The 17328-nt window shown below is 20.2% G+C and carries 12 protein-coding genes; 9 read left to right on the top strand and 3 right to left on the bottom strand.

Annotation, left to right across the window (positions count from 1 at the left end; genetic code table 11):
• The first annotated feature begins 84 nt into the window (after positions 1-84).
• From infB to D9V81_RS01265, 6 genes are all read left to right on the top strand, one after another.
• On the top strand, positions 85-2568 hold the full coding sequence (infB, locus tag D9V81_RS01290; RefSeq protein WP_158349511.1) for a translation initiation factor IF-2: 2484 nt from the start codon (positions 85-87) through the stop codon (positions 2566-2568).
• A 34-nt stretch (positions 2569-2602) separates the two neighbouring features.
• Positions 2603-2995 carry a 30S ribosome-binding factor RbfA gene (rbfA, locus tag D9V81_RS01285; RefSeq protein WP_158349510.1) on the top strand — a complete coding sequence of 131 codons (393 nt, stop codon included), beginning with the start codon at positions 2603-2605 and terminating at the stop codon, positions 2993-2995.
• A gap of 44 nt (positions 2996-3039) precedes the next feature.
• A complete protein-coding gene (truB, locus tag D9V81_RS01280) occupies positions 3040-3954 on the top strand; it encodes a tRNA pseudouridine(55) synthase TruB (protein ID WP_261978183.1) in 915 nt (304 codons plus the stop codon).
• Between the two features lie 50 nt (positions 3955-4004).
• The gene (gene rpsO, locus D9V81_RS01275) at positions 4005-4265 is read left to right on the top strand and encodes a 30S ribosomal protein S15 (RefSeq protein WP_158349508.1); all 261 of its coding nucleotides are present in this window, start codon (positions 4005-4007) and stop codon (positions 4263-4265) included.
• A gap of 120 nt (positions 4266-4385) precedes the next feature.
• Entirely contained in the window at positions 4386-6476 is a 2091-nt protein-coding gene (gene pnp, locus D9V81_RS01270; RefSeq protein WP_158349507.1) for a polyribonucleotide nucleotidyltransferase, read from the top strand.
• Between the two features lie 147 nt (positions 6477-6623).
• The gene (locus D9V81_RS01265) at positions 6624-8270 is read left to right on the top strand and encodes a DEAD/DEAH box helicase (protein WP_158349506.1); all 1647 of its coding nucleotides are present in this window, start codon (positions 6624-6626) and stop codon (positions 8268-8270) included.
• Between the two features lie 109 nt (positions 8271-8379).
• On the opposite strand, the gene D9V81_RS01260 is transcribed toward D9V81_RS01265, so the two are convergent.
• Both D9V81_RS01260 and argF read right to left on the bottom strand, forming a co-directional pair.
• Positions 8380-8763: a Rid family detoxifying hydrolase gene (locus tag D9V81_RS01260; RefSeq protein WP_158349505.1), complete on the bottom strand. Its 384-nt coding sequence runs from the start codon at positions 8761-8763 to the stop codon at positions 8380-8382.
• Positions 8764-8804: 41 nt separating this feature from the next.
• A complete protein-coding gene (gene argF, locus D9V81_RS01255) occupies positions 8805-9815 on the bottom strand; it encodes an ornithine carbamoyltransferase (protein ID WP_158349504.1) in 1011 nt (336 codons plus the stop codon).
• A 276-nt stretch (positions 9816-10091) separates the two neighbouring features.
• Between argF and D9V81_RS01250 the strand changes: the two genes are divergently transcribed.
• The 3 genes from D9V81_RS01250 to D9V81_RS01240 all read left to right on the top strand — a co-directional run bounded on the left by D9V81_RS01250 (position 10092) and on the right by D9V81_RS01240 (position 15791).
• Complete coding sequence (locus D9V81_RS01250; protein ID WP_158349503.1) at positions 10092-12935, top strand: valine--tRNA ligase; 2844 nt, start codon at positions 10092-10094, stop codon at positions 12933-12935.
• Positions 12936-13175: 240 nt separating this feature from the next.
• Positions 13176-14570, top strand: coding sequence for an asparagine--tRNA ligase (asnS, locus tag D9V81_RS01245; protein ID WP_158349502.1), 1395 nt, complete (start codon positions 13176-13178; stop codon positions 14568-14570).
• A 96-nt stretch (positions 14571-14666) separates the two neighbouring features.
• On the top strand, positions 14667-15791 hold the full coding sequence (locus tag D9V81_RS01240) for a porin (protein ID WP_187306080.1): 1125 nt from the start codon (positions 14667-14669) through the stop codon (positions 15789-15791).
• 97 nt (positions 15792-15888) lie between these two features.
• On the opposite strand, the gene ptsG is transcribed toward D9V81_RS01240, so the two are convergent.
• Entirely contained in the window at positions 15889-17328 is a 1440-nt protein-coding gene (gene ptsG, locus D9V81_RS01235) for a PTS glucose transporter subunit IIBC (protein WP_158349500.1), read from the bottom strand.

Raw genomic sequence — 17328 nt, 5'->3', positions numbered from 1 at the left:
TTTTAATAGAATTAATTTTATTTTTTAATAATAATTTTTATTTTCTATTAATAATAAATATTATTTGACATTATAAGGAAATATATGACTAATATTACTTTACAATCTTTATCATATGAAATGAATATAACAGTATTTGAATTAATAAAAAAATTTTCTAATATTGGAATAATAAAAAAAAAAGATGATTATATCAATTTACAAGAAAAAAAATTATTATTACATTATTTATCTTCAAAAAATGAATTATCATTTAATATAAAAAATGAACAAAAAAATGTTAAATCTATTTCAGATACTTTAATACAAAATCAAGAAAAAAAAAAATATTATTCTAATATTTTAAAAAAAAATAATAATGATAATAAAATTAATAATTATAAATATGAAAATATTAATTTAAAAAAAAATTTTTCTCACATTAAATCTAATTTAATTAATACATCAATTAAAAATAAAAATAATGTTATTAAAAATAAATTAGAAAAAATAAATCAAAAAAAAGATATTAATTCAAAAAATATCACGAATTATAAAAAAAATACTGTTAATATTTTTAAAAAAAATAAAATTACATCATTAAATCAAGCTATTATAAAAAATTTATCTTCTAATAATCATTTAAAAAAATTTACTAATTTAAATTCATTAGATGATATTAATAATATTATTGAATATGATATGCATTTTAATAATAAAAAAAAAATAAAAAATAAAAATATTAAAAATAAAAATGTTGATAATATTATAAAAAATAAAAAAAAAGATTTATTACATCATAATTTTATTAAACCTAAAAAAAAAATTATTAAAAATATTTTAATTCATAAAAAAAATTTAATATCAGAATTATCAGATAAAATGGCAATTAAAAGTATTCATTTAATTCAAGAAATGAAAAAAAAAGGTAATATATTTACAAGTAATCAAATTGTTGATCAAAAAACTGCACAATTAATTGTTGAAGCAATGGGTCATAAATCAATTGTAGAAAATTTGAATATATTAGAAGAATCAATTATTCAAGAACATAAAATAATGAATAAAAATATAATAAAAACTATTAGACCTCCAATAGTAACTGTTATGGGTCATGTTGATCATGGTAAAACTTCTTTATTAGATTATATTAGATCTACAAAGATTGCTTCTCATGAAGCTGGTGGTATTACACAACATATTGGTGCTTATTATGTTCAAAATAAAAAAGGAATCATTACTTTTTTAGATACTCCTGGACATGCTGCATTTACTTCAATGAGAGCAAGAGGGACACAAATTACTGATATTGTTATATTAGTGGTAGCAGTAGATGATGGAGTCAAACCTCAAACAATTGAAGCAATTCAACATGCAAAATTAGCTAATGTTCCAATAATAGTTGCAATTAATAAAATTGATAAACCTGATTCAAATCCTGAAAAAATTAAAAAAGAACTTGTAAAATATGATATATTACCAGAAGAATGGGGTGGTGAAAATATTTTTGTTAATGTATCATCAATTACTGGTTCAGGTATTGATGATTTATTAGATGCAATATTATTGCAAGCTGAAATGTTAGAATTATTTGCTTTACCATCTGGAATGGCTAATGGTGTGGTAATTGAAGCACGACTTGATAAAAATAAAGGTCCAATAGCAACAATTTTAATTCGTGAGGGTAAATTAAATAAAGGTGATAATGTATTATGTGGTTTGCATTGGGGTCGTATACGTGTTATTAAAAATTCATTTGGAAAAGAAGTAAAATCTGTTGGTCCATCTATTCCAGTTGAAATATTAGGATTATCTGGTATACCAATAAGTGGTGATGTATTTTATTCTATAAAAAATGAAAAAAAAGCTCGAGAAATTGCATTATTTAGAAAAAATAAATCTCGAGAAATGAAATTAAAAAAAACAAAAATAGTTGATTTAAAAAATGTTTTTCAAAATTTAAAAAAAGATGGTATTTTTTGTTTAAATATTATTTTAAAATCTGATCTTCAAGGTTCCTTAGAAGTTATTTCTAATATTATAAAAAATTTATCTAATGATAATATAGAAATTAAAATTATTACTGCTAATGTTGGTAATATTACAGAAACTGATGTATCTCTTGCAATTGCTTCTAATGCAATTATTATTGGATTTAATGTCGAACCTAATATGTCAGCTAAACGTTTAATAAAATTAGAAAATGTAAATTTTTATCATTATTCTATAATATATCATTTAATTGATGATATTAAATTAAAAATTTTTGAAATTACATCTCCAAAATGTAAAGAATTAATTTTAGGATCAGCTGAAATTAGAGATATTTTTAAACCATCAAAATCTGTTTTTATTGCAGGATGTATGGTTATTAATGGTATTATAAAACGAAAAAATCCAATTCGTATTTTAAGAGATAAAAAAATAATACATAGCGGTGAATTAGAATCATTACGTCGTTTTAAAGAAGATGTTAAAGAAGTTAGTTTTGGAAAGGAATGTGGACTAGGAATAAAAAATTATAAAAATATTCGTATTGGTGATATAATTGAATCATTTAAAATTATAGAATTAAAAAATGTAAATTAAAAACTAATTATATATTATAGATATAATAAAATTTATGAAATTTTTAAAAAAAAGTAATAATAAAAGTTTTCATCGTTCTATTCGTATATCTGAAGAACTTAAAAAAGAAATATCATATATTTTAAAAAATAAATTAAGAGATCCAAGAATTCATTCATTTATTACAGTATCTGAAGTTAAAGTATCTAAAGATTTATCATATGCAAAAATTTTTATTAATGATATGGAAGATATTAAGTTTTTAAAAAAAAATATTTTAAAAAATAATGTAAAAAATATTATTAGTATTTTACAAAATGCTTCTGGTTATATTAGACGTATTTTATGTAAAAAAATAATTTTACGAAAAATTCCAATATTATTTTTTTATAGTGATAATTCTTTAATAAAAGGCATAAAAATTTCTAATTTAATTAAAAATATTTAATTTTATAATAAATATGATATTATTATATTTAAAAATAAATAATAATGTATAAAAAAAATATTAATGGAGTATTATTATTAGATAAACCAATTGGATTATCATCTAATAAAATATTGCAAAAAGTAAAAAAAATATTTTGTGCTAAAAAAGCAGGTTATATTGGTACGTTAGATCCATTAGCAAGTGGTATATTACCTATTTGTTTTGGAGAATGTACAAAATTTTCAGATTATTTAAGTAATTCTAATAAACGTTATTATGTTATAGCAAAATTAGGAATAACTACTTCAACATATGATTCTTATGGTATAATATTAAAAAATCAAATAGTTAAATTTTCATTATTTAAATTATATGAATCTTTAAAAATAATAAAAAATCAACTATTTCAAGTGACACCATCGTATTCTGCTGTCAAATATCAAGGTCGCCCACTTTATAAATATGCTATAAAAAATGATTTTATTCCAAAAATTTTACGAAAAATTAAAATTCATCAATTAAATCTTATAAAATATAATTCAAAATTTATTGAATTAGATATTATATGTTCTAAAGGAACATATATTCGTAGAATTATACATGATTTAGGAAAATTATTACAATGCGGAGCTCATGTTATTTTTTTAAGAAGATTGCAAGTGCATTCATATAAAATACATGAAACTTTTACTTTTGAACAATTAAATTATATAATAAAAAATGATTTTAATAAAAATCATAATATTATACTTAATAGTTTTTTATTATCTATAAAAAATATTTTTTTTACATTACCTGAAGTAATTATTCCTAATTATAATAATATTATTAATATAAAAAATAATATTTTTTATTCTTATAAAAAATACCCTAGTATTTTTAGAATTACTATTCAAAATAATAATAAAATTTTTATTATGGCAAAAATTGATAAAAAAAAAAATATTTTTTTTTATAAATTTTTAAATATTAATTAAAATATTTGCATTATAATTTAATAATTAAATATATTTAAGAATAATATTTTATGAAAATAAATAAAAAAGAAATTATATTAAAATATAGTATTAATTGTAATAATACTGGTAAATCAGAAGTTCAAATTGCTTTATTAAGTCATCAAATTGATTATTTAAAAAATCATTTTAATATACATAAAAAAGATTTTTCAAGTAAAAGAGGTTTATTAAAAATGGTTTCTAAAAGACGTAAATTATTAAATTATTTAAAAAATATTAATATTATTAGATATAATAATATAATTTCTAAATTAGAATTACGTCATTAAATATTATATTATAAAAATATTAAATATAAATAATTAACATTTTAATATATTATATCATAAAAAGGGCAATTGAGCTCTTTTTATGTTTTTTTAAATTTTATATAAATAAGGATATAAATTTTGTTAAATTCTATTGTTAGAAAATTTCAATATGGTAAACATACAATTACTTTAGAAACGGGTATGATGGCCAGACAAGCAACTTCATCAGTTATGATAACTATGGATGATACCGCTGTTTTTGTAACAGTTGTAGGAGATAAAAAAACACAGTTAAATCAAAAATTTTTTCCTTTAAGTATTAATTATCAAGAACGTACATATGCTGCAGGTCGAATACCAGGAGGATTTTTTAGACGAGAAGGTAGACCGAGTGAAAATGAAATATTAATTGCAAGATTAATTGATCGTCCAATTAGACCATTATTTCCTAAAGATTTTTTAAATGAAATTCAAATTATTGCTACAGTAGTATCTGTAAATCCTCAGATTAATCCTGATATTGTTGCAATTATTGGAGCATCAGTAGCATTAAAATTATCTGGTATGCCCTTTTTAGGTCCAATTGGAGCAGCTAGAGTTGGATATATTAATAATAAATATATTTTAAATCCAACAATAAATGAAATGAAAAATACAAAATTAGATTTAGTAGTTTCTGGAACAAAAGATGCTATTTTAATGGTAGAAGCAGAAGTAAATTTATTAAATGAAAAAGAAGTTTTAAATGCCATTTTATTTGGTTATCGTAAACAACAAAAATTAATTGAAAATATTTGTTTATTTGCAAAAGATGTAAAAATTAATTCTTGGAATTACAATTCTAAACATATTGAAGATCATGAATTATTTAATTATGTTTTTGAATTTTGTCAATCTGATATTATTACATCTTATAAAATTGTTGATAAAAAAATACGACATGAAAAATTAGATATAATTAAAACTAATCTTATTGAGCATTTAAGATTAAATAATATTAGTTTTATAGAATCTGAAATAGAAAATATTTTATATAATATTGAAAGAACAATTGTACGTAATAAAATACTTTATGAAAATAATCGTATTGATGGTCGAAAAAATAATATTGTTAGAGAATTAGATATTCGAACTGGAATTTTACCTCGTGTTCATGGTTCAGCATTATTCACTAGAGGTGAAACACAATCTTTAGTTTCTGTAACATTAGGTACTTCGAGAGATGCTCAAAATTTAGATGAATTATTAGGAGATAGAACTGATAATTTTTTATTTCATTATAATTTTCCTCCATATTCTGTTGGAGAAATTGGAATTGTAGGTTCTCCAAAGAGAAGAGAAATTGGTCATGGAAAATTAGCTAAAAGAAGCATGGTAGCTGTTATGCCTGAATTAGATAAATTTCCATACACCATTCGAATAGTTTCGGAAATTACTGAATCAAATGGTTCTTCTTCAATGGCTTCAGTTTGTGGTGCTTCTTTAGCTTTAATGGATGCTGGTATTCCTATAAAATCAGCAGTTGCTGGGGTAGCAATGGGATTAGTAAAAGAAGGAGAAAAATATATTATATTATCTGATATTTTAGGAGATGAAGATCATTTAGGTGATATGGATTTTAAAGTATCAGGTACAGAAATAGGAATTACTGCATTACAAATGGATATGAAAATATCTGGAATTACAGAACAAATATTACATGACGCTTTAAATGAGGCTAAAAAAGCTAGACTTCATATTTTAAAAATTATGAAGCAATATATTAGTACTCCAAAAAGTCATATTTCTGAATTTGCTCCCCGTATTCATACTATGAAAATTAATCCTGAAAAAATTAAAGATGTTATTGGAAAAGGGGGTTCAGTAATTCGTATGTTAACAGAAGAAACTGGAACAATAATTGAAATTCAAGATAATGGCATTATTAAAATATCAGCATCTATTGAAAGAAAAGCAAAACATGCTATTAAAAAAATTAAAGAAATTACTTCTGAAATTCAAGTAGGAAAAATATATAATGGAAAAGTTATTCGAATTACAGAATTTGGTGCATTTGTATCTATTGGTTTTGGAAAAGAGGGATTAGTACATATTTCACAAATAGCAAATAAGAGAGTTAATAAAGTTACAGATTATTTAAATATTGAACAATCTGTTTTAGTAAAAGTATTAGAAATTGATCGACAAGGAAGGTTAAGATTAAGTATAAAAGCAACAAAACAATCTTAAATATATAATTTATTTTATTTATAAAAAATATTAATTTATTAATATTATTTTATATATTTTTGATTATTTAAATAATTATTTATATAAATATATTTATATTAATTAATATAAATATATTATCACTTTAAAAAAAGGTATATATATTACATGATTCAAATTGATAATTTATTTTTAAAATTTGGCTTAAATTCCTTTATTTTAAAAGCACTACTTGATTTAAAATATATAAAACCCTCTCCTATTCAAAAATTATGTATTCCTTATCTTTTAAAAGGTCAAGATGTTTTAGGTATGGCTCAAACTGGAAGTGGAAAAACTGCTGCTTTTGCACTTCCATTATTAAATAATATTATTATAAATTTAAAGCATCCTCAAATTTTAGTTCTTACACCAACTCGAGAATTAGCTATTCAAGTATCAAATGCATTTTTAGAATTTTCAAAATATATGGTAAATGTAAAAGTATTACCATTATATGGTGGACAAAGATATGATTTACAGTTAAAAATATTAAAATTAGGTCCTCAAATTATTGTGGGGACTCCAGGAAGATTATTAGATCATTTAAAAAGAGGAACATTAAATTTATCATATTTAAAATCATTAGTTTTAGATGAAGCTGATGAAATGTTAAGAATGGGTTTTATAGAAGATGTTGAAAATATAATGTCAAGAATTCCTAAAAAACATCAAACAGCTTTATTTTCTGCAACTATGCCTATGATTATTAAGAAAATTGCTCATAAATTTATGACATATCCAAAAGAAATAAAAATTCAATCTAACATTAAAACACAACCAAATATTTATCAAAGTTATTGGATTGTTTGTTGTAAAAAAACAGATGGATTAATACGTTTTTTAGAATCAGAAGATTTTTCTGCTACTATTATTTTTGTAAGAACTAAGAGTGCTACTTTGGAAGTTGCAGAAGTATTAGAACGTTATGGATATAATAGCGCTGCATTAAATGGTGATATGAATCAAAATTTAAGAGAACAAACTTTAGAAAAATTAAAAGATGGTCGATTAGATATTTTAATAGCTACCGATGTAGCTGCAAGAGGATTAGATGTTGATCGAATTAATTTAGTAATTAATTATGATATTCCTATGGATGCTGAATCATATATTCATAGAATTGGACGAACAGGTCGTGCTGGACGAAAGGGGCGTGCTTTATTATTTGTTGAATATCGTGAGCAAAGATTATTAAAAAATATTGAACGTATTACTAAACAATCTATAAAGAAAATAGAATTACCTAATGTGCAATTATTAAATCAATGCAGAATCAATAAATTTCATAAAAAATTATTACAAGAAATAAATAGTAAAGATTTTAATCAATATGTTGAATTATTAAAAAAAATTAATTTAGATAATAAATATGATATAAATATATTAGCTGCAGCATTATTAAAAATAGCTCAGGGTAATCGTCCGTTAATTATTTCTGATAATCATGTTATTAATCGAAGATCGTATGTAAAAACTAATATTCAAAAAAATATATTAAATATTAAATTTCAAAATAATAAAATAAAATCAAAAATGTCTTTATATCGAATTGCTGTTGGTAAAAATGATGGAGTAGAGGTGAGACATATAGTTGGTGCTATTGCTAATGAAGGGCATATTAGTAGTTATAATATTGGCAATATTAAAATTTATTCAAGTTATTCAACTGTAGAATTATCTAATAATTTACCTAAAATTATTTTTAATAATTTATCTTATACAAGAGTTTTAAATAAACCAATTCAAATTGAATTATATAATCGAAAAAAATAATATTAAATATGTATTTTATATAGAAATATTTTAAATAAAATTAAAATTATTACTTTAATATATAAAGAAATGATAATAAATTTTATGCCACTTTGTGGCATATTTATATTTAATTTATAGCAATTGCTTCAATTTCAATTTTTGCATTTTTAGGTAATTTATTTACTTCAACACAAGTTCTAGATGGAAATTCTGAATTATTTTTTTTAAAAAATTCTTTATAAATTAAATTAATTTTTTTAATTTCATTTAAATTGGTAACAAATATAGTTGTTTTAACTATATTGTTTATTTTTAAACCAGATTTTTCTATAATAATTTTAATATTATTTAAAACTTGTTTAGTTTGTTTTATAATATCATCTGATATTATTTTTGAATTTAAATTTATTGGAATTTGACCAGAAATTATTACTATATTATTTTTTTTAATTCCCTGTACATATGGTCCAATAGGTTGAGGAGCGTTTTTTGTATTAATAATAATATGCATATTTTTCTCTAAAATTAATTAATATTTTATTTATATATTTATTATTTTAATTCTATATTTTTTTTTAATGTTGCTATCATTAAAGCTTTAATAGTATGTAATTTATTTTCAGATTGAGTAAAAATAATTTTACTATTTTTTTGAAATACTGTATTTGTAATTTCTATTCCATCATTTAAATTATATAATTTTGAAATTTTTTTACCTATTATAGTATTTTTATCATGTAAAGCTGGTAAACAATGTAAAACTTTTATATTATTATTATTTGTTAAAGATAATAATATATCATTTACTTGATATTTTTTTAATATTTGAATTTTTTCATCAAATGAATTATTTGAATCCCCCATAGATATCCATACATCAGTATAAATAAAATCAGAATTTTTTACACCTTTTTGAATATTATCAGTACATAAAAAATTATTTTTATTTTTTTTATATGCTGCTTTAAGAATTTTTATTTTTGGCCAATATTGTTTTGGTGATACTAGATGTAATTTAAAATTTAAAATTAATGATGCTTCTAATAATGTATTAGCAATATTATTAGATGCATCACCTATATATGTACATTGAATTTCAGAAAATGATTTATTTGGCATGTATTCTTGCATAGTTAATATATCGGCTAATAATTGTGTTGGATGATGTATTTTTGTTAATGCATTCCAAACAGGTATTTTAGAATTTTGAGATAATAAATTAACATTTTCATGATTAATACCTCTATAACCAATTCCATTATACATTTTTTCAAGAACTTTCACTGTATCAATAATAGATTCTTTATATCCTAAATGTATATTTTTAGAACCTAAATAACTAATATTAGCACCTTGATCAAAAGCTGATATTTCAAATGCACATCTTGTTCTTGTAGATTCCTGTTCAAAAATTAAAGCAATATTTTTATTTTTTAAATATTTTTTTTCTTGTTTTTTTTTTTTAGATTTTTTTAAAAAATTAGCTAAATTAATAATTGTAATAATTTCATTTTTTGTAAAATCAGAAATTTTTAATAAGTGTTTTTTATATAAACTATTCATATTTTTATATAAATATCATATTAATTTTTAATATTATATTTTATTATATATTATATTAATATTATTTTATATACTATATCAAAATAATTTAATGATAAAAATATTTAAAACATTATTTTATTTTTAATATATATAAATATTTAAAAAAATATTTTTTATATTTTATAAATATAAAATAAAATATTATAGTATTTTTATTAAATTAATATTATATATTTATTTAATATCTTTAATATGAATGATTATTTTATTAAGTTAATTTTAGAGATTTAAAGTATGGAAAATCAATATAATCCTAAAAATATTGAAGAAAAAATATATAAATTTTGGGAACAAAATAAGTATTTTCAAATAAAAAAACATATTAATAATAATTTTTGCATTATTATGCCTCCGCCTAATATTACAGGAAATTTACATATGGGGCATGCTTTTCAACAAACAATTATGGATATTTTAATTAGATATCATCGTATGAAAGGTTTTAATACTTTATGGCAAATGGGTGTAGATCATGCAGGTATTGCGACACAAATACTCATATCTAAAAAAATAGAATTACAAGAAAAAAAAGATTTTAGAATTTTAGGAAAAAAATTTTTTATAAAAAAATGTTTAAAATGGAAGAAAAAAAATGATAATAATATATATTATCAAATAAAGAGGTTAGGTAGTTCAGTTAATTGGAGTAGAACAAGATTTACATTAGATGATATTTCAAAAAAAGGAGTTAAAAAAGTTTTTATAGATTTATATAAACAAGGATTAATTTATCGTAAAAAAAAATTATGTAATTGGGATAAAAAATTAAAAACAGTTATTTCAGATTTAGAAATAGAAAATCGTATAACAAAAGGTAATATGTGGAATATTAAATATTTTATAGTAGATAAATTAGGAAAAATTAATAAAAAACAATATTTACCTATTTCAACAACTCGTCCAGAAACGTTATTAGGTGATACAGCAGTTGCAGTTAATCCTAATGATATTAGATATAATGCATTTATAGGATGTATTGTACTTGTTCCTATTATTAATAGATTAGTTCCTGTTATTGGAGATAATGTTGTTGATATAAAAAAAGGTACTGGTTGTGTTAAAATTACTCCTGCTCATGATTTTAATGATTATGAAATTGCTGTACGAAATAAATTGCCTATGATTAATATTTTTACTATGGATGGTAAAATTTGTAATAATTGTCATATATATGATATTCATGGTAATATTTCAACAATATATGATAAATATATGCCTTGTTATTTAAAAGGATTAAAATTAAATCAAGCAAGAAAAAAAATTATTCATATTTTAAATAAGAAAAAAATATTACATAGTGTTAATAAAATAGACATTTTTATTCCTTATGGAGATAGGAGTGGTTCTAAAATTGAACCTCTTTTAACTAATCAATGGTATTTATGTACTAAAAAATTATCGAATCAGGCAATTCAGGTAGTTAAAAAAAATAAAATTATTTTTTTTCCAAAACAATATAAAAATTTATATTTATCATGGATGTATAATATACAAGATTGGTGTATTTCTCGTCAATTATGGTGGGGGCATTCTATCCCAGCTTGGTATGATAAATTAGGAAATGTATATGTTGGAAATAATGAAAAAGAAATTAGAAAGAAATATAAAATTTCTAAAACAACCGAAATTATACAAGATAAAGATGTTTTAGATACTTGGTTTTCTTCAAGTTTATGGAGTTTTCTTTCTTTAGATTGGCCTAAAAAAAATAATTTATTAAAAACATTTCATCCAACTAATGTTCTTGTTAGTGGTTTTGATATTATATTTTTTTGGATTGCAAGAATGATTATGATGACTTTACATTGTATTAAAGATAATTTTGGGAACTCACAAATTCCTTTTAAACATGTTTATATTACTGGTTTAATTAAAGATGAAATTGGTCAAAAAATGTCTAAATCTAAAGGAAATGTTTTAGATCCATTAGATATTATTGATGGTATTAATTTAATTGATTTAATCAAAAAACGTACCAATAATAATATTAAAAATAATATTATTAATGAAATAAATAATAACACAAAAAAAATTTTTCCAAATGGAATAAAAGGTTTTGGTGCTGATGCATTAAGATTTACTTTTTCATCGTTATCTTCAATAACTCGAAATATTAATTGGGATATGAATCGACTACAAGGATATAAAAATTTTTGTAATAAAATTTGGAATGCTAGTCGATTTATTTTAATAAATGTAAAATTAGAAGATTATAATAATAATTTATATAAAAATAATACTTTATTTTTTAATATTTGGATATCATTAGAATTAAATAATATGTTGAAATTATATAAAAATGCATTTAAATCATATCGATTTGATATTGCTTCAAATATATTATATGATTTTTTTTGGCATAAATTTTGTGATTGGTATTTAGAAATTATAAAAATAGTATTTAAAATAGGTACATTAATAGAAATAAAAAATTATAAATTTACATTAATTTATATATTTAAAAAAATATTAAAAATAGCGCATCCTATTATTCCTTTTATTACTGAATATATTTGGAAAAAAATGCATAATATTTTTAATTTTAAATCTAAAACTATTATGTTTCAAAATTTTCCTAAATTTAATTCTAATATGAATAATCAATATGTTATAAAATTTATGAATTGGTTTCAAAAAATAATGTTATTTTTAAGAAAAATACGTATTATATTAAAAAATAAAAATATTATTTTATCTTTATTTATCGTTAATATTAATGAAAAATATAAAAAAATAATTTTATTAAATAAAAATATTATTAAAAAGATAGGATTATTAAAAAATATTAATTTTGTAGATTTAAATTATAAAATTCCAAAAAATTCTATGATGAAGATTATTGATGAAAATAAAATTTTTGTTTTAATTAATGTAAAATGTTATAATAATATTAAATTAAATAATTTTAATAAAGAAATAAAAGATTTAAATAAAAAAATATTATCTTTAAAAAAAATATTATTAAATAAAACATTTTTAGAAAAAGCACCAAAAGAAATAATATATCAAAAACAAAAAAAATTAAAAAAATTAATTTTAAATAAAAAAAATTATTATAATAAAGATACAATTTTATAATCATTATATATAAATAAATATATTTTTGAATTTTAAATATTAAAATAATTATTTTAATTAAAATAATGATAAATATTATTTTATATTTATTTAATATAAATATATAATATTATATATAGTGAATTTTTTAAAAAAATGTAAAAAAATAATTTTTTTAAATTATATATATGATATAATTATTTTTATTTTATTTAAATAATTAATAAAATACTATTTTTATATAAATAGGTTATGTAAAGTATGAAAAGAATTACAATTAATCAAATATATAAAAAATGTAATTTAATTAATAAAATTATTAATATATATGGATGGATTAAAAATCGAAGACATTCTAAATCTGGTATTTCATTTATTGATATTTATGATGGGTCTTGTTCTAATATCATTCAGGGTATTGTAAAAAAAAATATTATTAATTATAATGAAGTATTAAAATTAACAATTGGTTGTTCAGTTAATATTATAGGAGTATTAATTTTATCACATGGAAAAAATCAAAAATATGAAATTAAAATTAATACAATTAAAGTTCTTGGTTGGATTGATTCTCCAAATGAATATCCAATTTCTTCTAAAAATAATACCCTTGAATTTTTAAGATCTATTCCTCATCTTAGACCTAGAACGAATTTAATTGGATCTATTACTAGAATTCGAAATAATATATTTTATTCTATTCATAATTTTTTACAAAAAAAAAATTATTTTTGGATTCCTACTCCAATTATTACTAGTTTAAATTCTGAAGGAGCAGGTTCAATGTTTCATGTATCAACATTAAATAAAAATCAAGATAATAAAGATAATAATATACATTTTATAAAAAAAAATTTTTTTGGTAAAAAAACTTTTTTAACAGTATCTGGTCAGTTAACAGCAGAAGCGTATGCATGTGCAATGACTAAAGTGTATACTTTTGGACCAACATTTAGAGCTGAAAATTCTAATACAACACGTCATTTATCTGAATTTTGGATGTTAGAAATTGAAGAAGCATTTTCTACATTAACTGATATTATTAAATTATCAAATAATATAATTAAATATATTATAAAAAATATTTTAAAAAATTGTAATTTAGAATTAGAATTTTTATATAATAAAATTGATAAAAATATATTTCTTAGATTAGAAAATTTTTTAAATTCAAAAATTACTATTATTGAATATAATGATGCTATTAAAATTTTATTAAAATCAAAAACATATTTTAAAAATTCTATTAATTTTGGTATTGATTTATGTTCAGAACATGAAAAATATCTTGTAAATAATTATTTTAATGCACCAATTTTTGTTATAAATTATCCAAAAAATTTAAAAGCATTTTATATGAGATTAAATAATGATCATAATACTGTAGCTGCGATGGATTTTTTAGTTCCTAATATTGGAGAAATAATAGGTGGTTCAGAAAGAGAAGAACGAAAAAATTTTTTAAAAAAACGAATAGTAGATTTGGGATTAAATAAAAAAGATTATTTATGGTATATTGATTTACGTCGTTATGGAAGCGTTCCACATTCTGGTTTTGGATTAGGTTTTGAGAGATTAGTATCATTTATTACTGGAATTAAAAATGTAAAAGATGTTGCTCCTTTTCCAAGAACAGTAAATAATGTTTTGTGTTAAAATAAAATATCAAAATTATTTATTTTTATATATAATATTAATATTAATTTAATTTAAAAATTTTATAATCTTTTAACTAATTACATGAGAAAATATATGATAAATATTAAAAATATTATAGTAATAATTTTTTCAGCATTATTATCTATTAATGTCGCTTATGGATTTACAATATTAGAAAATAAAGATGTTAATGTGAAATTAGATGTTTTAGTAAATCAAAATAAAAAATATTCATATAATTTAAAAGATCACAATATTCAAGATAGTAAATATAATGGTTCTTTAAATGCAGTATTATTTGGTTCAAATAAAAAATTCAATATTATTACTTATTTTAAAACAAGTTTTACTTTTAATAATGATAATAATTCTATTTATACAAGAAAATATTTTTTACACCCTATGATTATAGGAATGAAGATCAAAAAAATAGGAAATATAGAATATGGAACAGATTATAATTTAATTTATGATATAAATAAATTACATAAACAATATTTTTATGACAAATTTTATCATCAATCTCCATATTTTTTAAATGATTTAACAAATCAAGTAAATAATTTTATATCTTATTATAATACCGGTTTTTTTGGATTAATAGATAACCTAACTATAACATCGCAGTATCAATATAAACATAATGATTCATTAATAGATATGAATCATGACTTATTAAGTCATTCGATTCGATATAATTTTAATAATTCTAAAGGATATATTACAGGTATTTATGTATCCAATTTAAGTCATTATTTAAATCCAATAGATTCTAAATTTTTAAAAGATAAAAACGAAGCTTATGGGTGCTCTATAAAATATATTATTCATAATACAAAAATTATAGCATCTTATTGTGTTTCAGAACATATTTCAAAGATTTCAAATCAAAATATATATTTTGATCATATTCAAAATACTGAAATTTCATCAGAATATCATTTTACTCCTAAAATTTCTACTAATTTTTATTTTATGAGAAATAAATTAATAAGTTATTTATATAATGATCAGTCTACTTTATCAGAAAATTATAATTTATTTCAAAAAGATAAAGCATTACATATATTAAATAAATTTAATATTTCTTTTAAATATCAATATAATAAAAATATGTTTATGTATTTACAAGATAAAAATGAAATATTAAATGATAATATAATAGATATATTTAAAACAAATACTATTTTAGATGGTGGAATTACATATTCATTTTAATAATTTAAAAAAATATAGAATTAATATCTTCTACTATTATTATAGTATATTTTTAATAAAGTAATAGTAGTAGAAGTTATTTTTTATGTATTATATATTATTTTTTATTTATATTATTAATATAATTATCCATTTCAGTTTTTATATTATCTGATTTGGTTCCAAAAACAATTTGAATACCTAATCCTGAAATAATTATTCCAGATGCTCCTAATTTTTTAATTTTAATTTGATTAATTTTTTTTATATCTTTTACAGTAATTCGAATTCTTGTAATGCAAGCATCTAAATGATCAATATTATCTATTCCACCAAGAGAATGAATTAATAATGGTGCTAATTGTTTTGGATTTTGAACATTACTTTCTTGAAAACTTTTTCGTCCTGGTGTTAAAAGATTAAAATATTTAATAAAACAATAAAAAATAATATAATAAATAAAACCATATGCTATACCTACTACTGGAAACAACCACACTGATTTTCCATTTGCACTTAATATTATAAAATCAATTAACCCATGTGAAAAACTAGTACCAGCATGCATACCTAATAAAATACAAATAGGAAAAGCTAATCCAGATAAAATAGCATGTATAAAATATAATATTGGAGCAGTTAATAAAAATGAAAATTCAATTGGTTCTGTAATTCCAGTTAAAAATGCTGTTAAAGCTGCAGAAATCATCATTCCTCCAACTTTTGAGCGATATTTTTTATTTGCACAATGCCACATAGCAAATGCTGCTCCAGGAAGTCCATACATCTTAAATAAGAAACCTCCTGCTAATTTTCCAGCAGTTTTATCACCTGCTATATATCTTGCGATATCACCATGAAATGTTTGTCCTAATGAATTAGTATATTCTCCAATTTGCATTTGAAATGGAACATTCCATATATGATGTAATCCAAATGGAACTAAAGCACGTTCTACAAAACCATATATTCCAAATGCAAGCATAGGATTTTGATAAGCAGCCCATGTAGAAAAAATTTGAATAATATGACTAATTGGTGGCCATATTATTGATAATAAACATCCAAAAATTATAGCAAATAATCCGGCAATCATAGGAATAAAACGTTTTCCAGAAAAAAAACCTAAATATTCTGGTAATTCAATATTTGAAAATTTATTAAATAAGTAAGCTGTAATGATACCAGAAATAATTCCTCCAAAAATACCAATATCACAAAAATATTTATGATGTAAACAAATTGATTCATTTTTTAAAACTATAGGAATAACAATAGATGTTGTTTGAATCATAATTTCATGACAAACAACTGCAGCTAATGCAGCAATTCCATCATTATTTGTAAAACCTAAGGCAATACCTATTGAAAAAATAAGAGGTATATTTTTAAATACAGCACCTCCTGTTTCTGCCATAATATGAGATACGGTTGGAGATATTGTAGTAAAATTAGCAGATCCAACACCTAATAAAATACCAGCAATTGGTAATACTGATACTGGTAACATTAATGATTTTCCTAATTTTTGTAAATTTGAAAATATATTTTTTACCAT

The sequence above is a fragment of the Buchnera aphidicola (Therioaphis trifolii) genome (assembly GCF_005080705.1).
Lineage (GTDB): Bacteria > Pseudomonadota > Gammaproteobacteria > Enterobacterales > Enterobacteriaceae > Buchnera_L > Buchnera_L aphidicola_X.
This window is presented reverse-complemented; position numbering and strand designations above follow the sequence as displayed.

Excerpts from the sequence above, each read along its gene's own strand:
- ptsG (WP_158349500.1), bottom strand. The coding sequence starts at position 17,328 with ATGGTAAAAAATATATTTTCAAATTTACAAAAATTAGGAAAATCATTA.
- asnS (WP_158349502.1), top strand. The coding sequence starts at position 13,176 with ATGAAAAGAATTACAATTAATCAAATATATAAAAAATGTAATTTAATT.
- argF (WP_158349504.1), bottom strand. The coding sequence starts at position 9,815 with ATGAATAGTTTATATAAAAAACACTTATTAAAAATTTCTGATTTTACA.
- rpsO (WP_158349508.1), top strand. The coding sequence starts at position 4,005 with ATGAAAATAAATAAAAAAGAAATTATATTAAAATATAGTATTAATTGT.
- D9V81_RS01240 (WP_187306080.1), top strand. The coding sequence starts at position 14,667 with ATGATAAATATTAAAAATATTATAGTAATAATTTTTTCAGCATTATTA.
- rbfA (WP_158349510.1), top strand. The coding sequence starts at position 2,603 with ATGAAATTTTTAAAAAAAAGTAATAATAAAAGTTTTCATCGTTCTATT.
- infB (WP_158349511.1), top strand. The coding sequence starts at position 85 with ATGACTAATATTACTTTACAATCTTTATCATATGAAATGAATATAACA.
- D9V81_RS01250 (WP_158349503.1), top strand. The coding sequence starts at position 10,092 with ATGGAAAATCAATATAATCCTAAAAATATTGAAGAAAAAATATATAAA.
- D9V81_RS01260 (WP_158349505.1), bottom strand. The coding sequence starts at position 8,763 with ATGCATATTATTATTAATACAAAAAACGCTCCTCAACCTATTGGACCA.
- truB (WP_261978183.1), top strand. The coding sequence starts at position 3,040 with ATGTATAAAAAAAATATTAATGGAGTATTATTATTAGATAAACCAATT.
- D9V81_RS01265 (WP_158349506.1), top strand. The coding sequence starts at position 6,624 with ATGATTCAAATTGATAATTTATTTTTAAAATTTGGCTTAAATTCCTTT.